Source organism: Nocardiopsis halotolerans DSM 44410 (assembly GCF_000341065.1).
Lineage (GTDB): Bacteria > Actinomycetota > Actinomycetes > Streptosporangiales > Streptosporangiaceae > Nocardiopsis > Nocardiopsis halotolerans.
The window spans coordinates 43,500-66,396 of the sequence record NZ_ANAX01000207.1; the positions used below are offsets into that span (position 1 = coordinate 43,500).

Genomic DNA, 22,897 nt, shown 5'->3' on the forward strand with positions numbered 1-22,897 from the left:
CGGGCGCGCCCGGCGCGGTCGTACGGGTTCTGTCACCGCCTCCGGGCACACTGGCGGCATGAGCCGTGTGCCGCACTCCCTCGAACGCTTCGGACCGGCCACCCGGGCCTGGTTCGAACAGGCCTTCCCCGCAGGTCCCACGCCCGCGCAGGCCGGTGCCTGGGAGTCGGTCTCGCGGGGGCGGAACACACTGGTGGTGGCGCCGACCGGCTCGGGCAAGACCCTGTCGGCCTTCCTCTGGTCGCTGGACCGGCTGACCTCGGCGCCCGTCCCCGAGGACCGCGTCCGCCGCTGCCGTGTGCTGTACGTGTCCCCGCTCAAGGCCCTGGCGGTGGACGTGGAGCGCAACCTGCGCGTCCCGCTGGCCGGGATCGCCGACGCGGCGGCGTCGGCGGGCCGGGAGCTGTCCCCGGTCACCGTGGGGATCCGCACGGGCGACACCCCCGCCGACGAGCGGCGCAGGCTCGCCACCCGCCCGCCGGACGTGCTCATCACCACCCCCGAGTCGCTGTTCCTGGTGCTCACCTCGCGCGCCAGGGAGGGGCTGGCGGGCGTGGAGACGGTCATCGTCGACGAGGTGCACGCGCTGGCGGGCACCAAGCGCGGAGCCCACCTGGCGCTGAGCCTGGAGCGGCTGGACGCCCTGCTGGACCGTCCCGCGCAGCGGATCGGACTGTCGGCGACCGTGCGCCCGCCCGAGCTGGTGGCGGAGTACCTCGGCGGCGCCGACGTCGTCTCGCCGCCCGACTCCCCCGGCATGGACCTGAGCGTGGCGGTGCCCGTCCCCGACATGGAGGAGCCCGGCACGCCCGGGACCCGGACCCCGCCGTCCGACGGCGGGCCCCGGCCCGGCGGGTCCCTGTGGCCGCACGTGGAGCTGCGGGTCCTGGACCTGGTCGAGGCCCACCGGTCCACCATCGTGTTCACCAACGGCCGCCGCACCGCGGAGAGGCTGTGCGCCCGCGTCAACGACCTGTACGCCGAGCGGCACGGCCCGGGCCTGCCGCCCGAGGAGGTGCCCGCGCAGGTCATCGCCCAGTCCGGACGGAGCGGAGGCGGCCCTCCGGTGGTCGCGCGCGCCCACCACGGCTCGATGTCCAAGGCCGAGCGGGCCCTGGTCGAGGACGACCTGAAGGCGGGGAGGCTGCGCTGCGTCGTGGCCACCTCCAGCCTGGAGCTGGGTGTGGACATGGGCGCGGTCGACCTGGTGGTGCAGGTGGCCTCACCTCCGTCGGTGGCCAGCGGCCTCCAGCGGATCGGCCGGGCGGGACACCAGGTCGGCGGGACCTCGCGCGGGGTCTTCCTGCCCCAGTTCCGGGGCGACCTGCTGACCACGGCCGTGGTGGTCGGGCGGATGCGCGAGGGCGGCATCGAACGCCTGGAGACGCCGCGCAACCCCCTGGACGTGCTCTCCCAGCAGATCGTGGCGATGGCCGCCATGGACGACTGGCCGGTGGCCGACCTGGCCGCCCTGGTACGACGGGCCGCGCCGTTCCGCGACCTGGCCGACCCGGTGCTGGAGTCGGTCCTGGACATGCTGTCCGGGCGCTATCCCTCGGACGAGTTCGCCGAGCTGCGTCCGCGCGTGGTGTGGGACCGGGAGGCGGGCGTGCTGCGGGCCCGGCCCGGCGCGCAGCGGCTGGCGGTGGTCAGCGGCGGCACCATCCCGGACCGGGGCGTGTACGGGGTGCACCTGGCCGCGGAGGGCGGGGCGTCCGCGCCGGGCCGGGCGCCCACCCGGGTCGGCGAGCTGGACGAGGAGATGGTCTACGAGTCGCGGGTGGGCGACGTGTTCGTGCTGGGGTCCACCTCGTGGCGGATCGAGTCGATCACCGCCGACCGGGTGCTGGTCTCCCCCGCGCCGGGGCGGCCGGGGCGGATGCCGTTCTGGAAGGCAGACGCCCAGGGGCGGCCCGTGGAGCTGGGCCGGGCGGTGGGCGCGCTGACCAGGGAGATCGCCGGGGCGGACGCGGAGGAGGCGCTGGCCCTGGCCGAGGAGGCGGGGCTGGACCGGTGGGCCGCGCGGAACCTGGTGGCGTACGTGGCCGACCAGAGGGAGGCCACCGGCCGGGTGCCCGACGACCGGACCGTGGTCGTCGAGCGCTTCCGCGACCAGGTCGGCGACTGGCGCGTGGTCGTCCACTCCCCCCTGGGCGCGCGGGTACACGCGCCGTGGGCGCTGGCGATCGCCCGCCGGATGCGGACGCGGTTCGGCGCGGACGCCCAGGTCGTGCACGGTGACGACGGGATCATGCTGCGGCTGCCGGACACCGGGGAGGGCGGGTGGGACCGGGCGGGCGACCTGGCCGACCTGGTGGCGCTGGACCCGGAGGAGGTGGAGGAGGCGGTCACCGACGAACTGCCCGGATCGGCGCTGTTCGCCGCCCGGTTCCGCGAGTGCGCGGCGCGGGCCCTGCTGCTGCCCCGCCAGCGTCCGGGCAGGCGGATGCCCCTGTGGCAGCAGAGGTTGCGGGCCTCGCACCTGCTGTCGGTGGCGGGCCGGTACGGGTCGTTCCCGATCGTGTTGGAGACGGTGCGCGAGTGCCTGCGGGACGTGTTCGACGTGCCCGCGCTGGTGGAGGTGCTCGCCGACCTCCGGTCCCGCCGGACGCGTGTGGTCGAGGTGCGCACGGAGGCGGCGTCGCCGTTCGCTCGCTCGCTGATGATGGAGTACACGGCGGCGTTCCTGTACGAGGGGGACGCCCCAGCGGCCGAACTGCGCGCGCAGGCGCTGACCCTGGACCAGTCGCTGCTGGCCGACCTGCTGGGGGAGGCGGATCTGCGGGAGCTGCTCGACCCCGGGGTGGTGGACCGGGTCGGCGCGCTGTTGCAGCGGACCGCCGAGGGGGCGGGGGTCGCGGACGCGGAGGGCGCCGCGGACCTGCTGCGCGAGGTGGGCCCGCTGACCACGGAGGAGGCCGCAGCGCGCGGCGTCCGGCGGGAGTGGCTGGAGCGGTTGGGGTCCGCGGGGCGGGTGGTGCGGATGGCCGTCGCGGGCGCCGAACGCTGGTGCGCGGTGGAGGACGTGGCGCGGCTGCGGGACGCGTTGGGCGCCGAGCCGCCCGCCGGTGTTCCGGGAGCCCTCCTGGAGCCGGTGGCCGCGCCGACGCGCGACCTGGTGTCGCGCCACGCGCGCACGCACGGGCCGTTCACCTCCGGTGAGGCCGCGGCGCGCCTGGGTCTGGGTGTGGACGTGGTGGAGGGCGTGCTGCGGGAGCTGTCCCGGGAGGGGCGGGTGTCCCACGGCGGATTCCGTCCGGGCGGGACGGGCGCCGAGTGGTGCGACGCCGACGTGCTGCGCCGGTTGCGGCGCGGATCGATCGCGCGTCTGCGGCGGGAGGTGGAACCGGTCGACCAGGCCGCCCTGGCCCGGTTCTCGCCGCTGTGGCAGCGCGCCGTGCCGGGTGAGCGGTGGCGCGGGCCGGACGCGGTGTTCGAGGCGGTGGAGTCGCTGCGGGGCGCGGCGGTGGCGGCGTCGGCGCTGGAGTCGCTGGTGCTGCCCGCCCGGGTGGAGGGCTACGCGCCCCACCGGTTGGACGCGTTGACGCAGGCGGGCGAGGTGGTCTGGGCCGGGGCGGGTGCGCTTCCCCATGGGGACGGGTGGGTCCACCTGGTGCCGGCCGACGAGGCGGCCCTGCTGCTGCCCGAGCCGGTCCCTCCGGAGGAGGGGACGCTGGCCGCCACGGTGCTGGAGGTCCTGCGCGAGGGCGGCGCGCTGTTCTTCCGTGACGTCGCCGACCGCGCCTCACGTGCGGCGGGCGGTGCGGCGGTGTCGGACGGGGACCTGGTCGCGGCGCTGTGGGAACTGGTGTGGTCGGGCTGTGTCACCAACGACACCCTCGCCCCGCTGCGGGCCGTGCTGGGGTCGGGGGCCGCGCCGCGCCGTGCGCCGTCCCGGTCGGGGCGCCTGTCGCGTCCGGTGCTGCCGACCCGGTCGGGCCCTCCCACCGCCGGGGGCCGGTGGTGGGTCCTGCCCGAGCGGGAGACCGATCCCACCAGGCGCGTCCTGGCCCGTCTGGAGGCGCGACTGGAGCGCCGGGGTGTGCTGGTGCGTGGTCACCAGGGAGGACGGATCTCCCAGGACGAGTACCGGGTGCTGCGGACGTTGGAGGAGTCGGGCCGGGTGCGTCGCGGCTACTTCGTGGAGGGGTTGGGCGGGGCCCAGTTCGCCCTGCCCGGGGCGGTGGACCGGTTGCGGGCGCTGTCCGACGAGCGCGGCACGGCGGCGCCCGTGGTGCTGGCGGCGACCGATCCGGCGAACCCGTTCGGCACGGACCTGGCCTGGCCGCGGGGGCCGGAGGAGGCGGGGGACGATCGGCGGGCCCGGCCCGGGCGGGTGGCGGGCGCCCTGGTGGTGGTCGACGGCGGGCGGCCGACCCTGTACGCGGGCCGGGGCGGCCGTTCGGTGCTGACGTTCGGTTCTCCTCCGGGCCTGCTGGAGCGGGCGGCCGGTGCCCTGGCCGCGGCGGTGCGGGACGGCCGTGCGGGGCCGTTGACGGTGGAGCGCGCGAACGGGGTGGAGGTGTTCGGGACGCCGGTGGACGCCGCGCTCGTGGCGGCGGGGTTCCACGTCACTCCGAAGGGGCTGCGTCTGCGTCCCTAGCCCGTGTGGGACGCAGAAAACCGCTGGCCGGAACGCTCCGTCCCGGACAGGATGGCGTCCGCGTCCACGAGGTACGAGCACGAGGGGGAAGCGTGGGAGCCAGGGGAATCCGACCGATGCTGCCGGAGGACGAGCCGCGCGCGGTGGAGGTGTCGTTGGCGGCGGACACGGTGTTCGCCGGAGCCGGTGTGGTCCTGCCGCCCGACGACCCCCGCGGGATGCTGGCGCACGCGGAGCGTGTCCTGGTGGCCGACGACCCGGTGACGGGTGATCCCGTGGTCGGCCTGGCCGCGACCGTGACCGTGGACGGCCGCCCGCACCTGGAGCAGCTCGCCGTGCACCCGGACCACGGAAGGCGCGGGGTCGGCGGCGCCCTGCTGGAGGAGGTGTGCGCCGAGTCCGGGGCCGCCGGACACACCCGCCTGACCCTCACCACCTTCCGCGACCTGCCGTGGAACGGCCCCTGGTACGCGGATCGGGGTTTCACCGTCCTGCCCCGGCCGGAGTGGGGTCCCGGCCTGGAGCGCCTGTGGGAGGCCGAGGAGCGGGCGGGGATCCGGGTGCTCCCGCGCGTGGTGATGGTGCGGGAGCTGCCCCGACCGACCTGAGCGTTCTCCCCGGCGGGAGTCCGCTGTGTCCCGGCCGGGTGAGGGAGGGGCCGGGACACAGGGGGCGGCCAGGGGTCAGGCTGCCGCCTCTGGAGGACGTGTGCCCTGGTCAGAGCTTTGGGAGGGCTCCCATAGGAGGGGCCGACGTGTCAGACGGTGGAGGAGAAGACGTCCTCCCGGGCGCGTTCGAGGGCGTGCAGGAGCGCCCCGCGCACGACCGGGCTGCCCTCCACACCGCCCAGGGCGACCTCGGTGGCGTTGGGGGCGATGCGCCTCGTGGCCGCCTGGACCCGTTCGGCGAGCTTCGTACCCCCCGCACGGGCGACGTCCCCTCCGAGCACCACCAGACCGGGGTCGAGGATGACGGTGACGGCGGCGACCCCGCGGGCCAGGCGCTCGGCGAAGGCGTCCAGGAAGGCGTCCCCCTCGGGGGTGCCCGCCGCGGAGGCCGCCGCGACGACCTCGGTGACGTCGGTGCCCTCGATGCCGTACCCGGCGGCGAGCTCGACCACCTGACCGGCCTTGACCAGCGCCTGGAACCCGTGGGGCAGCTCGCGGCTGGCGCCGTCGCGCAGGGACTCGTAGCCGCCGGACAGCCCCACGTCGGTGGGCATGGGGGCCCCGGGCACGGGCAGGTACCCGATCTCGCCCGCGCCGCCGGAGCGTCCCCGGTGGATACGGCCGTCGATCATGGTGGACATGCCGACACCGCCGTTGGCGCTGAGCCAGATGAGGACGAACTCGGCCACGCCCACCGCCGCACCCTCGGAGTGCTCCGCCAGGGCGGCCAGGTTGACGTCGTTCTCGATCATGACCGACCTCTTGAGATCGGCGCGCAGGGCCTCCAGAATGCCCTCATGCCAGGACATCAGGTCGAAGGAGAACCGGATGTCGCCCGTGCGCGGATCGACGACGCCGGGTGTGCCGATGACGCAGGCACGAACCTTGTCCAGGGGGATTCCCGTGGTGTCGACCAGGCGCATCACGGCGGTGTGGACGAGTGCCACGGGATCGTCGGACGCGCTGGGGTCGACGGCGACGTCACCGACGATGTCGCCGGTGATGTCGGCGATCGTCGCGGTCACCCTCCGCGCGCTGACGTCCAGAACGGCGACGTAGGCGCTCTCGGGCACCACCGCGTACAGGGCCGCGTTGGGCCCCCTGCCCCCCGCCTGACTACCCACCACCCGCACCAGGTCCCGCTCCTCCAGTCGCGCGAGCAACTGGGAGGCGGTCACCTTGGAAAGACCGGTCCGCGTGCCCAACTGCGTTCTGGTCAAGGGCCCCGCGGACAGCAGTAGTTCCAGTGCCGCGCGGTCGTTGAGCTGGCGCAGCAGCCGGGGAGTCCCCGGACGTTGAGACATAACCGTGACACCTCACCCTGTTTTTATTAGGAAAGTTTCCTGTTAATTTAGCTCACAACCTCACAGGAGGTCACGTCCTGGCAGGCCCGCTCCGGGCCCTTCCGGTACCCGCGCCGGCGGGGCGGCCAACGTGCTATCCCAGCACAACCCCCACAAAGACGTCGAGCCGCCGGGTGGTCCCACGATCATCCCAGGTCGGTTCGAGCACAGGCGTCGCACCCCGGCGCGTCGTGCGAAGGGAGAAAGATACAGATGAGGTTTCCCAAGATCGCAGCGGCCACGGCCGTGGTCCTGCTCGCCTCCGCGTGCGGTGGTGGCTCCGGTGACGGCGGTGAGGCCGACAGCCTGACCGTCTGGGTCATGGGCACCTCCCAGGACCCCCTCGTCGAGTACTTCGACGACGCCGAGTCCCGCTTCCAGGAGAGCCACCCTGGCGTCTCGGTCGAGGTCGAGTTCATCCCGTGGCCCGACGCGCAGCAGTCCATCACCAACGCCCTCGCCGGAGGCGACGCCCCCGACGTGCTGGAGGTCGGCAACGACCAGGTCGCGAACTGGGCCTCTCAGGGCGCCCTGATGGACATCACCGAGCAGGTCGGGGGCTGGGACGCCGCCGCGGGCATCGACGAGAACGCCCTGGAGTCCGGCACCTACGAGGGCGTCCAGTACGGCGTCCCGTGGTTCTCCGGCGTGCGCACCCTGTTCTACCGGGCGGACTGGCTGGAGGAGCTCGGCATGGAGCCGCCCGAGACCTGGGACGAGCTCGTCGAGGTCGCCGAGGCCATCGAGGGGGAGTACGACGTCCCCGGCTTCGCCGCGCCGACCGACTTCACCAACGGCATCGCCAGCTTCGTCTGGAGCAACGGCGGCGAGATCGCGACGCAGAACGGCGACGAGTGGGAGGGCCAGCTCACCGACCCTGCCACCATGGAGGCTCTCGAGTTCTACGCGAGTCTGACCACCGACGGCATCTCGCCGCAGGAGTACGTCGGCCAGAACGAGCTCATCGCCCTGGCCGACATGGCCAACAGCGAGCTGGGCATGTACATCGACGGCGGCTGGGCGCTCACCTCGATGGAGGAGCAGGCGGCCGACCCCGCCGTCGTCGAGAACATCGCCGCCGCGCCCATCCCGGGCGCCGACGGCATGGCCCCAGCCCTAGCGGGCGGCTCCGCCCTGACGGTGTTCTCCACCACCGAGCACCCGGACCTGGCCTTCGACCTGCTGACCGTCCTCGGCGACGAGGAGGGCGGCCAGGGCTACGCCGACGTCGGCGGCTTCTTCCCGGCCTACCCGCATCTGCTCGAGGAGTACAAGGAGGACCCGGATCGCGCGGCGGCCGCCACGCAGATGCAGAGCATCCGGTACTTCCCGACCACCCCGCGCTGGACCGCGGCCGACCAGGACGGCAAGATCCTGCCGAGCGCCATGCTGGAGATCGTGCAGGGGGGCGACCCCGAGGAGGTCCTGTCGGCGGCCAACGAGGAGCTCACCACGATCCTCAACGAGCCGGTCGAGTAGTCCGTACCGCCTCACTGAGTAGAGCTGTGCGCGGGCGGGGTACCCACCCCGCCCGCCGCGGTCGGCCCACGCCTCGATTGAGAAGACCATGGCACAAACCGTCGAACCCAGGACCGCGCGCGGGCGCGGGGAGGCCGCTCCGGCCCCCGTCTCCAAGATCGCCCCGCGCCGCCGCAAACTGCCCATTCCCTACCTGCTCATCGGCCCAGCCCTGATCCTCCTCGCGATCGTGCTGCTGTGGCCGATCGTGCAGATGGTGTGGTACTCGTTCACCGACTTCACCACACGCAACCTCCTGCCGAACCAGCCCGGGCCGACCTGGAACGGCTTCTCCCACTACCAGACGCTCCTGAGCGACCCCGAGTTCTGGACGATCCTGCGCAACACCGTCGTGGTCTGCGTCCTGATGGTCGGTATCACGATGGTGCTGGGCACTCTCGTGGGGCTGTTGCTGCACAAGCTCCCCAAGTGGTTCGCGGGGTTCGTGTCCATCGGCATGATGCTCGCCTGGGCCACCCCGGCGCTGAGCGCCTCCCTGGTCTTCCGCTGGCTGTTCCTGCCGGAGCGGGGGCTGGTCAACGTCACCCTGGACTCACTGCCGGACTGGCTGGTGGGCAGCGGATGGCTGGACTACAACTGGTTCCTCGAACCGCTCCCGCTGTTCTCGATCCTCATCACGGTGATCGTCTGGCAGTCCTTCCCCTTCATCGCCGTCTCCGTGCTCGCCGGGCTCAAGAGCATCCCGGACGAGCTGTACGAGGCCGCGCGGATGGACGGCGCGAGCGCCTGGAAGGCCTTCTGGAACGTCACGTTCCCGATGCTGCGCCCGCTGTTCGCCCTGCTCCTGATCCTCCAGATCATCTGGGACCTGCGGGTGTTCACGCAGCTGTACATCCTGGCGAACAGCTTCCAGAACAAGGACGTCTACCTGCTCTCGTACTACATCTACCAGCAGGGCTTCAGCGCCAGCCCGGCCAACTACGGCATGGGTTCGGCGATCGCGGTGGTCATGACCGTGATGATCCTCTTCGTCACCGCGTACTACCTGCGCATCATGATCCGCCAGGGGGAGACCCGATGACAGCGATCGAACAGACCTCCGGGACCGCCGTCCGCGAGCGCGCCACCGGGGGCGCCGGATCCGGCGGAAGCGACCGCCCGCGGCGCGTCTACCGCCGCGGTCCGCTGCGCCGCATGCGCTCCCTGCCGCTGTACCTGGCTGGCCTCGCGGTGTTCCTGTTCTCCGTGTTCCCCGTGTACTGGATGATCATCACGGCCTTCAAGCCGGTGGGTGAGATCTTCACGCGCGACCAGACCTTCTTCCCGAACGCGCCGACCCTGGAGCACTTCGACCGGGTGCTCAACGGAAACCTGATCCCGGGCGTGAACTTCTGGGAGTTCCTCGGCAACAGTCTGCTCGTCACCATCGCCTCCGTGGCCATGGGCGCGTTCCTGTCGCTGCTGGCCGCCGTGGCCGTCGCCCGGTTCCGGTTCCGCCTGCGCACCGCCTTCATCATCCTGCTGCTGATGATCCAGATGGTGCCGATGGAGGCGCTGATCATCTCGATCTTCATCAACTTCCGCCAGCTGTCCGACGTCAGCGGCGTGGAGCTGCTCGGCAATCTGTCCGGCCTCCTCATCGTGTACACGGCCGTGTCCCTGCCGATCACCATCCTGATGCTGCGGGGCTTCGTGGCCGCGGTGCCCAAGGAACTGGAGGAGGCCGCGGCGATCGACGGCGCGGGCCCCTGGACGGTCTTCTGGCGCATCCTGATGCCCCTGGTCGCGCCCGGCCTGGTCGCGGCGAGCATCTTCGCCTTCATCACCGCGTGGAACGAGTTCATCGTCGCCCTGACCTTCCTCGGCCGGAGCACGGAGGAGTACACGCTGCCGCTGACCCTGTCCTACTACTTCGGCCGGTTCGGCACCGAGTGGGGATCGATCATGGCGGCCTCCACCCTGCTGACCATCCCCGTGATGATCTTCTTCCTGTTCGTCCAACGGCGCATGGTCTCGGGCCTGACCATGGGCGCCGTCAAGGGCTGACCGCCCTTCCCCACCGGGGCGGGTCCCGCTGAGGACGCCGCGGGACCCGCCCCGGGCACGCATGCCCCCACCCCGCTCCCCGCCCTTCGTCTGCCCGTACCGGGCACCCCTCGCTCATCGAACGGAGTTCGTCATGCCGTACGACCCGACCCTGGCGCGTCTGGCCAACGCCACGCTGCTGGTGCCCTTCGAGTCCTACCACGCCCCGCGCTGGGTCCTGGAGGGTCTGGCGGACGGTATCGCCGGTGTCTGCCTGTTCCACAACAACCTGGACGGCCCCGAACAGGTGGCCGCGCTGAACTCGTCCCTGGCCGAGGCCGCCGACACCCCGCTCATCTCCCTGGACGAGGAGGGCGGCGACGTCACCCGCATCGGCCAGGCTCGGGGCAGCGACTATCCGGGCAACGCCGCCCTGGGCGCCGTGGACGACCCCGAGCTCACCCGCGCCACCCTCCGCTCCCTGGGCCACCGCCTGGCCGAGCTGGGCTTCAACATGGACCTGGCGCCGTCGGTGGACGTCAACGTCGCCGACGACAACCCGGTGATCGGAACCCGCTCCTTCGGCTCCGACGCCGAACTGGTGGCCCGCCACGCGTCCGCGTCCGTGCTCGGCCTCCAGGAGGCGGGCGTGGCCGCGTGCGCCAAGCACTTCCCCGGCCACGGCGCCACCTCACAGGACTCCCACCACGTGCTGCCGCGCGTGGAGGCCGAAGCCGACCTGCTGCGCCGCCGCGAACTGCTGCCCTTCCGAGCGGCGGTGGAGGCGGGTGTGCGGTCGATCCTGACCGCGCACATCGAGATGCCCGGTCTGGGTGGTGACGGCCCGGCCACGCTCACCCCGCACATCCTCAACGACGTGCTCCGCGGGGAACTGGGCTTCACCGGCACCGTGGTCAGCGACGCCATGGACATGCAGGGCGTCAGTGGCCGCATCGGGATCCCCGAGGCCAGCGTGCGCGCGGTGGCCGCCGGGGTGGACCTGCTGTGCCTGGGCAGGTTCGTCTACGCCGACCAGGTCGAGCTGGTCCGCACCGCCCTGGTGGAGGCGGTCCGTGAGGGGCGCATGCCCGGGGAACGCCTGGAGGAGGCCGCCGCGCGCAACGCGGAACTGCGCACCTGGATCCGTGAGTCGGGGGTGCGGGAGGCGGCCGTGCCCGCGTCCGACGCCGTGGGGTTGGCCGGGGCCCGCCGCGCGGTGCGCGTGGACGGCGACCTGTCGTCGCTGAGGAACCCCTACGTGGTGGAGGTGGACGCCCCCGCCGGAATGGCCGTGGGCGAGGTCCCGTGGGGGCTGGCCCCCTGGTTCCCCGACACCGAGCGGGTCTCCCCCGACACCGCGCACGCCGACCGGCTGGCCGCCAGCGCCCGGGACCGTGACCTGGTCGTGGTGGTGAGGGACGCGCACCGCTACCCCGACGCCCAGGCGCTCGTCAACCGCCTGCTCAGCGACCGCCCCGACGCCGTGGTGGTGGAGATGGGCCTGCCCATCTGGCGTCCCGGCTGCGGCGCGCACGTGAGCACCTACGGGGCCGCGCACGTGAACGGGCTGAGCGCGGCCGAACTGCTGGGCGCCCCGGTGGAGGCCCCCGCTCCCCGCGTGAACTGAGCCGTGTTCCCTCTGGGCCTCCGCTCCGCTTCGGCCCGCCCGTCACCCGCCATCGCCCGCCGGGGCGCTTCGCGCGGGGGACGGGCTACCCCCTCAACGGACGCCTACGGCGCCCGAACCGCGCCACCAGGGGTGAACGTTCCAGGAAACAGGCCCCGGGCCCTCACACTCCCGGCCATCCCGGTCGGCCCCGCGGAACGATCCCGCGGGTCCGGCCGGGCCGCGTGTTTCCGGCGCGCCTTCCAGCAGACATACTGGGACGTGACGCCCTCCACACCGGGAACGCCACCGATGTCTCCGAAACCCGGTAGGAGAAGTACTCTTACCCTGAAGCATCCCGGCCGTCGACCGTCCCGTCGGCGTCCGGTGCCCCATTCGCCCTTCCAAACACGGCATAATCACAGCATGCGCCTTTCAGCCCGGGTCGACTACGCGCTACGCGCGGCGGCGGAACTCGCCGTCGCCGACGAGGGGCCGGTGACGGCCGAGCAGCTCGCGCGCGCGCAGGCCATCCCCGGAAAATTCCTCGAGAACATCCTCACCCAGCTACGCCGCGCCGGACTGGTGCGCAGCCAGCGCGGTCCCGTCGGCGGTTACTGGCTGGCCCGTCCTCCGGGGGAGATCTCCCTGGCCGACATCATCCGCGCGGTCGACGGGCCGCTCGCCAACGTGCGCGGGGAGCGCCCCGAGCACGTCGACTACGACGGCGCCGCCCGCAGCCTCCAGCAGGTGTGGATCGCCCTGCGCGCCAGCGAGCGCGCCATCCTGGAGGGCGTCAACCTCCAGCACCTGGTGACCAACGAACTTCCCGAGACGGTGCGCTCGCTCGCCGAGGACCCCGACGCCTGGGTGAACCACACCCACCGCTGACCGCGGCGCCGCCCGGCCCCGCCGGAGCCGTCCACCACGAGGGCCCCGCACACGACGAAGGAGCCGACCCCCTGGTCGGCTCCTTCGCATTGGTCACGATGACGATGGACGGACGGTTCCGAGGTGGGGTCAGACTCCCACCATGTCGGCGACTTGGGGAACGCGGTCCGGTACCGGGTCGATGCCGAGGTCCTGGGTGGAGACGGGATCGGTCGTAACCGTGTCGCCCAGCAGCGCGGCCTCCTGGAGCTCGGCGAGGGCGAGCTGGTCGGAGACCTCTCTCAGCACCTGGGACAGCGGGACGCCCAGCGCCCCGCAGATCGAGGAGAGCAGTTCGGAAGAGGCTTCCTTCTGCCCGCGCTCGACCTCCGACAGATAGCCGAGGGACACACGTGCATCGGCCGACACCTCACGGAGGGTGCGACCCTGGCGCTGCCGGAGCCGCCTGAGCACGTCACCAAGTAGGTGACGAAGCAGGACCATCATTCGCGCTCCCTCCCACCGGTAGCGACCTTCATATACAACACCGTACCTGCCCCTCGCCCGATTCGGGCACCTCTTGCCGTCCTGTTCGCTGGAGGGGGAACCCCGCCCAGGGGTGGTTTTGTTCCCCGGGATGGGGGGAGGGAGAGCCAACCGAAAGGGTCAGGTCCGGGTGTTTCCCTCCGTACTCCCGCGAACGACCGAATCCAGGAGCAGCAGTGCCCCCTCGACCGTGCGGTATCGGATACCCGCACGGTCACCGGTGAAACGGAACTGGCGGACACGGGTGTTCCCCGCGGGTACGGCGACGGCCGCGTAGACGGTGCCGACGGGCTGCCCGTCCTGGGGCTCGGGACCGGCCACGCCGGTCACCGCCACCCCGTAGTCGGCCCGCAGCAGGCGGCGGGCACCGAGCGCCATGTGCTCGGCCACCTCGGGGTGGACGGCGCCGTGCTCGGCCAGGAGGTCACCGGGGACGCCCAGCACCTCCTCCTTGGTGTCGGTGGCGTAGGCCACCACACCGCCCCGGTAGGAGCCGGAGGAGCCGGGGATCGCGGTCAGGTGGGCGCCGACGAGGCCGCCGGTCAGCGACTCGGCCGTGGCACAGGTCATTCCGTGGTCGAGCAGGGCCCGGTGGGCGGCCCCGGCCGCGGTGAGCGCCTCGACCCGGAACTCCAGCCCCTCCGACCCCAGGTGGACCCGGTCCTCCTCCCGGCTCACTCCGCGCCGTCCTTGCGGGCGCGGACCGCGCGGACGGCGTCGAACACGTAGGTGAGACCGGTCCACAGGGTGACCACCAGGGCGGCGGCCATCACCACGTGGGCGAACCAGGCGAAGACCTCGCTGAAGGGCAGCACCTGGAACGGGAAGAGGTAGACGCTGATCGCGACGATCTGGAGGACCGTCTTGAGCTTGCCGCCCTTGCTGGCGGGCATGACCACGTAGCGCAGGACGGCGAAGCGCAGTACCGTGATCCCCCACTCGCGGGCCAGGATGGCGATGGTGACCCACCACCACAGGTCCCCCTGGAGGGACAGAACGACCAGCGCCGAGCCGGTGAGCGCCTTGTCGGCGATCGGGTCGACGATCTTGCCGAAGTCGGTGACCAGGTTGCGGCGGCGGGCGATCTCGCCGTCGACGCGGTCGGTGATGGCGGCCAGCACGAAGACGGCGAAGGCGGCGAGGCGCCACCACGGGCCGTCCAGGAACATGAACCACACGAAGAGCGGGACCATGACCAGGCGGCTCATCGTGAGGATGTTCGCGATGTTCCACAGTGGGACGTGGGGGGCGGGGGAGGCCGCAGGGTCTGGGGTGCTCATCTGTCCGCGGCTTCTCCGTGGGTGTCGTCCTGCTCCGCGATGAGGTCGGCGCCAGCCGACTGGATGATGGTCGCGCGCACCAGGTCACCGACGGCGAGGTCCTCGCCGTACAGGATCGTGCTGCCGTCCACCTCGGGGGCCTGGTGCTCGGCGCGGCCCTCGTAGGCCCCGTCCTCCAGCACCGACTCCACCAGGACGGTCACCTCCGAGCCGACCCGCTCCTCGGCGCGCTGGGTCATCAGTTCCTCGGAGAGCCGGTTGAGCCGCTCCACGCGCTCGGCGACGACCTCGTCGGGCAGCTTGCCCTCGTGGTCGAAGGCCTCGGTGCCCTCCTCGTCGGAGTACCCGAACACGCCGATGGCGTCCAACCGGGCCTCGGAGAGGAAGGAGACCAGGTCCTCGAACTCGGCCTCGGTCTCGCCGGGGAAGCCCACGATGAAGTTGGAGCGGGCACCGGCCTCGGGGGCGCGCTTGCGGACCGTGTCCAGCAGCTCCAGGAAGCGCTCGCGGTCGCCGAAGCGGCGCATGCGGCGCAGGAGGGCGCCGTTGGCGTGCTGGAAGGAGAGGTCGAAGTAGGGCACCACCCCGGGGGTGCCGGTGAGGACGTCCACCAGGCCGGGGCGCACCTCGGCGGGCTGGAGGTAGCTGACCCGGACCCGCTCCAGCCCCTCGACGGCGGCCAGACGGGGCAGGAGCTTCTCCAGGGCGCGCACGTCGCCCAGGTCCTTGCCGTAGGAGGTGGAGTTCTCGCTGACCAGGAACACCTCGCGGACGCCCTCGGAGGCCAGCCACTCGGCCTCGTGCACGACGTCGTCGGGGTTCCGGGAGATGTAGGCGCCGCGGAAGGTCGGAATGGCGCAGAAGGTGCAGCGCCGGTCGCAGCCGGAGGCGATCTTGAGGTTGGCGACCGGGCCGCCCGTGAGGCGGCGGCGCGGGACGGCGGCGCGGTAGGGCAGCTCGGTGCCCTCGGCCCCGGGGGCGTCGGCGAAGCTGGCGTGGCCGGGAACGTGTGCCTGGGAGGCGTCGCGCTCGGCCGGGCTGATGGGCAGCAGAGTGCGCCGGTCCCGGGGGTCGTGGGGGACGAGGGAGCGTCCCGCCACGACGTCGTCGAGCCGGTCGGTGATGGCGGCGTAGTCGTCGAAACCGAGGACCTGCGCCTCGGGAAGCGCCTCGGCCAGTTCGGAGCCGTAGCGCTCGGCCATGCACCCGGCGGCGACGACTCTGCTCCCGTTCTCCGCGGCGCCCAGCAGGGTCTCGATGGAGTCCTGCTTGGCCGCGTCGATGAACCCGCAGGTGTTGACGATGGTGACGTCGGCCTCGGTGTCGCCGTCGACGAGGTCCCAGCCGCCAGCGGACAGGCGCCCGGCCAGCTCTTCGGAGTCGACCTCGTTACGCGCACACCCCAGGGTGACGAGTGAGACAGTACGGCGCGATGACATGGCTTCCAAGCGTGTGCGAGAGCATTCGGGTGATGCGGGGGCCGGACCGGCCGTGCTCGGTGTCACGTGGCGCCGCCCGCAGCCCCCCACATTACCTTGGTCGGCTCACCCTCCCGTACTCCGGTCCGGGTCCGCCCTGGCAGCGGGGCGGCGGGGTCACCGCTTCACGCCCTCCGGACCGATCGTGACCTCCTTGACCTCTCCGGGAAGCCCGAGCGGACCGGCGCCCTCACCGTCGACGGTCACGCTGAGCGCACCGGCGTCGCCGGTCCAGAGGTTGATCGTGTCCTCGGTCACGTACTCCCTGACGTCGCCCTCCAGGATGTAGCCGACGTACAGGGTCTCCTCGTCGGCACCGGTGACCTCGATCCAGCTGCGCCCGGACGCCTCGATCGCGACGGTGAACTCGACGGGCTCCTCCGGCGCGGTGCCGGCCGCGGCCTTCGCGCCCGTGCCTCCGGCGGAGGCGGAGTCGACGTTCGCCTCGGCGGAGGAGCCGGAGGAGAAGGCCGCGCGCAGCGGGTTGCCCGCGTCCCAGTCCTGCCAGGTGCGGATCCCGACGAAGATGGCCAGCAGGAAGATGACGCCGACCACGGCCCAGGGCCAGTGGCGCCGGACCGCCGTGGCCGGTCGGTGCCCGGCGAGCAGGGGGCGCGACACGGGCCCGCCCACGCCGTGCCTGCCGGCCTGGCGCCTGCCGTGCGCGGGACCGCCCTTCCGTGGTCCGCCGCGCACGGGTCTGCCGTGCGCGGGGACACCGCGCGTGGGCCCGCCGCCCTGTGCCTGGCGTCCGCCGCGGCGCCCCTCCCCCGTGTCGCGGGGCCACGGGATCCACGCGGTCCGCGTGTTCCCGGGTTCCTCCGCGCGCGGGCGCGCCAGGATCTGCCTGCGCTCGAAGTGGCCCCAGCGCTGGGCGCCGACCCCGGAGTCGTCCTCCCCGAAGCGGCGCTCCATCACCGCCTCCCCGTCCTCTCCGGTACGGGTCTGGGCGCGCGCGGCGGCGGCCTCGCGGATCGCGTCGGGCGTGGGCGCCAGGTGGCGCTGCGGGGGAACGAAGACGGGTATGGCACGGGACGCGTGCTCGCGGTCGTACTCGGCCAGGAGCGGTGCCGGGTCCAGGCCGAGTGCGCGGCAGATGCCGCGGATGTGACCGCGTGCGTAGAAGTCCCCGCCGCAGGGGACGAAGTCCTCCCGCTCGATGCTCGTGAGGACGGTTTCCCGGATGCGTGTGCGGATGCTGAGGTCCGCGACCGTATGGCCCGCCGCGACCCGGGCGGCGGACAGGGTCTGGCCGATCGTCGCCATGCGCAATCCCCCCGCGACTGTGTGTATCTGCCGAATACCACTCTGCCGCCCCGGGCGCGTTCATGCAGGCCACCACGCCCCATGAAGCCACCAAGATCCCACCAAATCGGGCAGGCCCGTTTTTAAGGGATGCCAGTGGAGTTTCGGGAAAGTACGGAACACAAGGCCCAGGTATCCGCCGTGCGGGGGGCGCGAGGCGGCTGGAGGTGGGGCACCTCTCCACCACGTCGGCCTCGTGGCCGGAGGGGGATCTCCGGGTTACGGCGGAAGGCGGCACCGGACGGTCAGGAACCGCGGATGTCCTCCAGGACGGCGGGCAGGTCGTCGGGCGTGACGAGCACGTCGCGGGCCTTGGAGCCCTCGCTGGGGCCGACCACGTCGCGGCTCTCCATGAGGTCCATCAGGCGGCCCGCCTTGGCGAAGCCCACGCGCAGCTTGCGCTGGAGCATGGACGTGGATCCGAACTGGGTGGTGACCACCAGCTCGACGGCCTGGAGGAGGAGGTCGAGGTCGTCGCCGATGTCCTCGTCGATCTCCTTCTTCTTCGTCTCGGGGGCCGCCACGTCCTCGCGGTAGCTGGGCTCGGACTGCTTCTTGCAGTGGTCGACGATCCCCCGGATCTCCTTCTCCCCCACCCAGGCGTTCTGGAGGCGGATGGGCTTGCCCGCGCCCATCGGGAGGAAGAGCGCGTCGCCCTTGCCGACCAGCTTCTCGGCGCCCGGCTGGTCGAGGATGACGCGGCTGTCGGAGAGGCTGGAGGTGGCGAAGGCCAGACGGGAGGGCACGTTGGCCTTGATCAGACCGGTGACGACGTCGACGCTGGGCCGCTGGGTGGCCAGCACCAGGTGGATCCCGGCGGCGCGGGCCAGCTGGGTGATGCGCACGACGGCGTCCTCCACGTCACGTGGGGCGACCATCATCAGGTCGGCCAGCTCGTCCACGATCACCAGCAGGTAGGGGTAGGGCTCGTACTCGCGCTCGCTGCCGGGCGGGGCGGTCAGCTCGCCCGCGCGCACGGCGGCGTTGAAGTCGTCCACGTGCCGGTACCCCGAGGCGGCCAGGTCGTCGTAACGGCGGTCCATCTCCCCCACCACCCACTGGAGGGCCTCGGCGGCCCGCTTGGGGTTGGTGATGATGGGGGTGATCAGGTGTGGGATGCCCTCGTACATGGTCAGTTCGACCCGCTTGGGGTCGACCAGGATCATCCGCACCTCGTCGGGGGTGGCGCGCATCATCAGCGAGGTGATGAGCCCGTTGATGCAGGTGGACTTACCCGCACCGGTGGCACCGGCGACCAGCACGTGCGGCATCTTGGCCAGGTTCGCGACCACGTTGGATCCCTCGACGTCCTTGCCCAGGCCCACCAGCATGGGGTGGTCGTCGGAGGTCGCCGCGGGAGACCGCAGCACGTCACCCAGGCTCACGACGTCCTTGTCGGTGTTGGGGATCTCCACACCGATCGCGGACTTGCCCGGGATGGGCGACTGGATGCGCACGTCGGCGCTCTTGACCGCCAGGGAGATGTTCTTGGCCAGGGCGGTGACCTTCTCGACCTTGACCGCGGGGCCCAGCTCGATCTCGTAGCGGGTCACCGTCGGCCCCCGGGTGAACCCGGTGACGTCGGCGTCGATGTTGAACTGGGTGAGCACCCCCGACAGCGCCGCGACGACCTCGTCGTTGACCTTGGTGCGCGGCTTGACCGGGCTGCCGGGCTTGAGCATGGTCGGCGTGGGCAGCTCGTAGTCGCCCTCCACCACGCGGGAGGGGATGGTCAGCTGCTCGGTGGTGGCGGGCGCCGGTGTGGGATCGGGCACCTCCGCCTTCCTGCCGCGTGCGGTCTTCTTCCCGGTCTTCGCCTTCCCGCCGTCGGCCCCGGCCGACGGGACCGACGCCTCCTCCCCGGCCCCGGCCGGCGGGGCCCCGTCCTCCTCGTCCGTGAGGGCGGGGGCGAGGGGCTCGGTGGGCACGACGGGGCTGTCGTAGGGGCGCTCGTGGTCGCCCGCGACCGTCGTCTTCTCCTTGGGCCTGCGCTTCCGCGGTTTGGCGGGCTTCCTCTCCGGGTCGGCGCCCAGGAGGCCGATCCCCGAGTCGGGGCCGGTGTCGCGCTCCATGAGGGCGCCGAACAGGGTCTGGAGGCGCTCGGGGATGCGTCGGATGGGGGTGGAGGTGGCCACGAGGACGCCGAAGACCAGGACCAGGGCCAGCAGGACGCCGGTCAGCCAGGGGGTGAGGACGGAGCTGAGCGGCCCCGAGGCGACGAAGCCGATGAGCCCGCCCGCCTCCTGGAGGGCCGCCAGGCCGTCGGAGGGCCGGGGGATGCCGTGGGCGATGTGGATCAGGCCGAGCAGGCCCAGCATGATCGAGGTGAAGCCGATGAACAGGCGCCCGGCGTCGCCCTCCCTGCCGTTGCCGGGGGTGCGCATCAGCCTGACCGAGACAGGCAGGAAGAGCAGCGGCAGGACCGGTGAGAAGGTGCCGAAGGCGCCGACCACGACCATGCGCGTGTACTCCAGCAGCAGCCCGTCGCCGCGCCACCACACGGCGGCGGCGATGAGGACGCCCGCGGCGAGCAGGACCAGCCCGGCCCCGTCGCGGCGCAGGTCGGGGTCCAGGCCGCGTGCGCTGCGGCCGACCGCCCGGGCGGCGCCGCCGACGGTGTGCGCGACGAGCTTCCACAGCACCAGCAGGAACTGGCCGAACATGGTGACGGCGAAGGCGATCGGCCCGTCGGGCATGGGGTTCTTCGCGGCGGGTTTGCGCGCGGCGGGTTTGCGCGCGGCGGGTTTGCGCGCGGCGGGTTTCTTGCGTCCGGAACCGCCGGAGGAGGCACGCGTGGCCATCGGGGGTCACCTCCAGGGGACGGGGTCGGTCGGACGGTCGGGCAGGACGGCCCGCCACGGCGGGCAGCCTACTGCGGTGTCCACCCCGTTCGCCCGTATCCGGCACGGCGTGTCGCCCGGAACGGGCCCGGAGGACGCGAACGGCCCGGACGCGCCTCAGGGCGTGTCGGGCCGTTCGTCGTGAACGCGTCCGGGTCAGACCTCGACCAGGACGGGGATGATCATGGGACGTCTGCGGTAGGTCTCGTTGACCCAGCGGCCGGTGCTGCGCCGGATGAGCTGCCGCAGCTGGTGGGGATCGTTGACCCCGTCCCGCGCCGCCTTGTCCAGTGCGTCCTGGATCCTGTCGATGACGTCGTCGTAGGCGTCGGCGCCGATACCCGCGCCCCGGGTGTGGATCTCGGGCTCGCCGAGGATCTTGCCGGAACCCGAGTCCACCGCCACGACGATGGAGATGAACCCCTCCTCGCCGAGGATGCGGCGGTCCTTGAGCGCGGCGTCGGTGACGTCGCCGACCGAGGAGCCGTCCACGTACACGTACCCGGCCTGCACCGCGCCGACGATCTTGGCCCTGTTCTTGTACAGGTCGACCACCACGCCGTCCTCGGCGATGACGATCCGGTCGCCGGGGATCCCGGTCAGCCGGGCCAGGTCGGCGTGGGCGCGCATGTGCCGCCACTCGCCGTGGACGGGCATGAAGTTGCGCGGACGCACCATGTTGAGCACGTACAGCAGCTCACCGGCGGAGGCGTGCCCGGACACGTGCACCAGGGCGTTGCCCTTGTGCACGACCTTGGCGCCCCAGCGGGTCAGGCCGTTGATCACCCGGTTGACCGAGTTCTCGTTGCCGGGGATCAGCGACGACGCGAGCAGGACGGTGTCGCCCTCCTCGATGCGGATCTGGTGGTCGCGGTTGGCCATGCGGCTGAGCGCCGACATCGGCTCGCCCTGCGAACCGGTGCAGATCAGCACCGCCTCGTCCTCGGGCATCTCGTCGAGCTGCCGGACGTCGATGATCGTGTCACCGGGGATGCTCAGGTAGCCCAGGTCACGCGCGATGTTCATGTTGCGGACCATGGACCGGCCCACGAACGCGATCTTGCGCCCGTGCTTGGACGCGGCGTCGATGACCTGCTGGACGCGGTGCACGTGCGAGGCGAAGCAGGCCACCACGATGCGCTTCTCGGCCTGCCGGAACACCTTCTCGATGGCCTCGGACAGGTCGCGCTCGTTGACGATGAAGCCGGGCTGCTCGGCGTTGGTGGAGTCCGACAGCAGCAGGTCCACGCCCTCGTCACCGAACCGGGAGAAGCCCCCCAGGTCGGTCAGGCGCCCGTCCAGCGGCAGCTGGTCCATCTTGAAGTCGCCGGTGTGCAGCACCGACCCCGCCGGGGTGCGGATACCGACGGCCAAGGCGTCCGGGATGGAGTGGTTGACCGCGAAGAACTCCAGGTCGAAGGGGCCGAACTCGTGCCGCTCCCCCTCCTCCACCAGGACGGTCTCCGGCTTGATGCGGTGCTCGCCCAGCTTGGCGGTGATCAGCGCCAGGGTGAGCTTGGAGCCGACGATCGGGATGTCGGGCCGCTCGCGCAGCAGGAACGGCACACCGCCGATGTGGTCCTCGTGCCCGTGGGTGAGCACGACCGCCTCGACGTCGTCGAGCCGGTCCCGGATGTGGTCGAAGTCCGGCAGGATCAGGTCGACGCCGGGCTGCTCCTCCTCGGGGAAGAGCACGCCGCAGTCCACGATGAGCAGGCGTCCGCCGTACTCGAAGACCGTCATGTTGCGGCCGATCTCGCCGAGTCCGCCCAGCGGGACGACGCGCAGCGCGCCCTCGCCCAGGGGCGGCGGTGAGGACAGTTCGGGGTGCGGGTGACTCATACGGATCCCTCCGTCAGGCGCTCGACGCGCACGGCGCTGGCCGGGACGGCCTGGTGCGGGGCCAGACCGATCGGTCCCTTGACACCCGCGGCGGCCAGGTCCTCGCGCAGGAGGGCCTGGAGCTCGGACGAGGCGTCGGCGAGCGGGGTGCGGACCGGTCCGGAGGGCAGGCCGAACAGGTTGAGGATGGCCTTGGTCGTGATGACGCCCTGGGTGCGGAACATGCCGGTGTAGACGGGCGTGAGGCGGCGGTGGATGGCCAGGGCCTGGCTGACCTCGCCCTTGTCGAAGGCCTCGATCATGTCGTACAGGTCGGCGCCCACGATGTGGCCGACGACGCTGACGAACCCGGCGCCGCCGACGGACAGCAGCGGCAGGTTGAGGATGTCGGTGCCGCAGTAGAAGGCCAGGTCGGTGCGCTCCATGACCCAGGAGCTGGCGCCGATGTTGTCCTTGGCGTCCTTGTTGGCGACGATACGGGGATGCTCGGCCAGCCGGACCAGGGTCTCGGAGGCGATCGGCGTCCCGGTGCGGTGCGGGATGTCGTAGAGCATGACCGGCAGGTCGGTGGCGTCGGCGATCGACGTGAAGTGCCGGATCAGGCCTTCCTGCGGCGGCTTGTTGTAGTACGGGGTGACGGCGAGCAGACCGTGCGCGCCCGCCTTCTCCGCGGCCTTGGCCAGCCTGAGGCTGTGGCGGGTGTCGTTGGTGCCGACCCCGGCCACGATCGTGGCGCGGTCGCCGACGGCCTCCAGGACGGCCCTGAGCAGGCGGTCCTTCTCGTCGTCGCTGGTCGTGGGCGACTCGCCGGTGGTGCCGCTGATGACGAGGCCGTCGTTGTGCTGCTCGTCGACGAGGTAGGTGGCCAGTCTGGCCGCGCCCTCGTAGTCGAGTTCACCGTCGTCGAGCATCGGGGTGACCATCGCGGTCAACATCTTGCCGAACGGGCGGTTCTTGGTGTTCACCATCTGTGTGTGAGGCGTGCGGACCGCCGCTCGCGGGCGGTGGGGTC

Annotated in this window: 16 protein-coding genes; 7 read left to right on the forward strand and 9 right to left on the reverse strand. The window is 72.2% G+C overall.

The features are described 5' to 3' along the window. Positions 1 to 58 precede the first annotated feature (58 nt). Together D455_RS0116050 and D455_RS0116055 are read left to right on the forward strand one after the other, a co-directional pair. Positions 59 to 4,603 (forward strand): ATP-dependent helicase, encoded by a 4,545-nt coding sequence (locus D455_RS0116050; RefSeq protein WP_026122679.1) that lies wholly within the window; start codon positions 59 to 61, stop codon positions 4,601 to 4,603. A 116-nt stretch (positions 4,604 to 4,719) separates the two neighbouring features. After that, entirely contained in the window at positions 4,720 to 5,211 is a 492-nt protein-coding gene (locus D455_RS0116055; protein ID WP_017571735.1) for a GNAT family N-acetyltransferase, read from the forward strand. 149 nt (positions 5,212 to 5,360) lie between these two features. Here D455_RS0116055 and D455_RS0116060 read toward each other — a convergent pair whose 3' ends face one another. Next, entirely contained in the window at positions 5,361 to 6,575 is a 1,215-nt protein-coding gene (locus D455_RS0116060; RefSeq protein WP_017571736.1) for an ROK family transcriptional regulator, read from the reverse strand. Between the two features lie 252 nt (positions 6,576 to 6,827). Here D455_RS0116060 and D455_RS0116065 point away from each other — a divergent pair, with 252 nt between their 5' ends. The 5 genes from D455_RS0116065 (at position 6,828) to D455_RS0116085 (ending at position 12,615) form a co-directional block, all read left to right on the forward strand. Further along, on the forward strand, positions 6,828 to 8,093 hold the full coding sequence (locus tag D455_RS0116065) for an extracellular solute-binding protein (protein ID WP_017571737.1): 1,266 nt from the start codon (positions 6,828 to 6,830) through the stop codon (positions 8,091 to 8,093). An 88-nt stretch (positions 8,094 to 8,181) separates the two neighbouring features. Further along, positions 8,182 to 9,174: a carbohydrate ABC transporter permease gene (locus tag D455_RS0116070; RefSeq protein ID WP_017571738.1), complete on the forward strand. Its 993-nt coding sequence runs from the start codon at positions 8,182 to 8,184 to the stop codon at positions 9,172 to 9,174. After that, the gene (locus D455_RS0116075) at positions 9,171 to 10,139 is read left to right on the forward strand and encodes a carbohydrate ABC transporter permease (protein WP_017571739.1); all 969 of its coding nucleotides are present in this window, start codon (positions 9,171 to 9,173) and stop codon (positions 10,137 to 10,139) included. Before D455_RS0116070 ends, D455_RS0116075 begins: the two co-directional genes overlap by 4 nt. A 133-nt stretch (positions 10,140 to 10,272) precedes the next feature. Continuing rightward, positions 10,273 to 11,745 (forward strand): glycoside hydrolase family 3 protein, encoded by a 1,473-nt coding sequence (locus D455_RS0116080; protein ID WP_017571740.1) that lies wholly within the window; start codon positions 10,273 to 10,275, stop codon positions 11,743 to 11,745. 405 nt (positions 11,746 to 12,150) lie between these two features. Beyond that, the gene (locus tag D455_RS0116085; RefSeq protein ID WP_017571741.1) at positions 12,151 to 12,615 is read left to right on the forward strand and encodes an RrF2 family transcriptional regulator; all 465 of its coding nucleotides are present in this window, start codon (positions 12,151 to 12,153) and stop codon (positions 12,613 to 12,615) included. 129 nt (positions 12,616 to 12,744) lie between these two features. Here the strand turns inward: D455_RS0116085 and D455_RS0116090 are convergent, their stop codons facing one another. The 8 genes from D455_RS0116090 to dapA all read right to left on the reverse strand — a co-directional run bounded on the left by D455_RS0116090 (position 12,745) and on the right by dapA (position 22,853). After that, complete coding sequence (locus D455_RS0116090; RefSeq protein ID WP_017571742.1) at positions 12,745 to 13,101, reverse strand: helix-turn-helix domain-containing protein; 357 nt, start codon at positions 13,099 to 13,101, stop codon at positions 12,745 to 12,747. Positions 13,102 to 13,260: 159 nt separating this feature from the next. After that, on the reverse strand, positions 13,261 to 13,818 hold the full coding sequence (locus D455_RS0116095) for a CinA family protein (protein ID WP_017571743.1): 558 nt from the start codon (positions 13,816 to 13,818) through the stop codon (positions 13,261 to 13,263). Further along, positions 13,815 to 14,420: a CDP-diacylglycerol--glycerol-3-phosphate 3-phosphatidyltransferase gene (gene pgsA / locus D455_RS0116100; RefSeq protein WP_017571744.1), complete on the reverse strand. Its 606-nt coding sequence runs from the start codon at positions 14,418 to 14,420 to the stop codon at positions 13,815 to 13,817. The genes D455_RS0116095 and pgsA overlap by 4 nt, the downstream gene beginning before the upstream one ends. Next, positions 14,417 to 15,859 (reverse strand): 30S ribosomal protein S12 methylthiotransferase RimO, encoded by a 1,443-nt coding sequence (gene rimO, locus D455_RS0116105; RefSeq protein WP_017571745.1) that lies wholly within the window; start codon positions 15,857 to 15,859, stop codon positions 14,417 to 14,419. Before rimO ends, pgsA begins: the two co-directional genes overlap by 4 nt. A gap of 156 nt (positions 15,860 to 16,015) precedes the next feature. Continuing rightward, entirely contained in the window at positions 16,016 to 17,164 is a 1,149-nt protein-coding gene (locus D455_RS0116110; protein WP_017571746.1) for a helix-turn-helix domain-containing protein, read from the reverse strand. A 284-nt stretch (positions 17,165 to 17,448) separates the two neighbouring features. Then, positions 17,449 to 20,004, reverse strand: a complete 2,556-nt coding sequence (locus D455_RS0116115) for an FtsK/SpoIIIE family DNA translocase (RefSeq protein ID WP_017571747.1) — start codon at positions 20,002 to 20,004, stop codon at positions 17,449 to 17,451. A gap of 195 nt (positions 20,005 to 20,199) precedes the next feature. Next, positions 20,200 to 21,885: a ribonuclease J gene (locus D455_RS0116120; protein WP_017571748.1), complete on the reverse strand. Its 1,686-nt coding sequence runs from the start codon at positions 21,883 to 21,885 to the stop codon at positions 20,200 to 20,202. Beyond that, the gene (gene dapA, locus D455_RS0116125; protein ID WP_017571749.1) at positions 21,882 to 22,853 is read right to left on the reverse strand and encodes a 4-hydroxy-tetrahydrodipicolinate synthase; all 972 of its coding nucleotides are present in this window, start codon (positions 22,851 to 22,853) and stop codon (positions 21,882 to 21,884) included. The genes D455_RS0116120 and dapA overlap by 4 nt, the downstream gene beginning before the upstream one ends. Between the last annotated feature and the right edge of the window lie 44 nt (positions 22,854 to 22,897).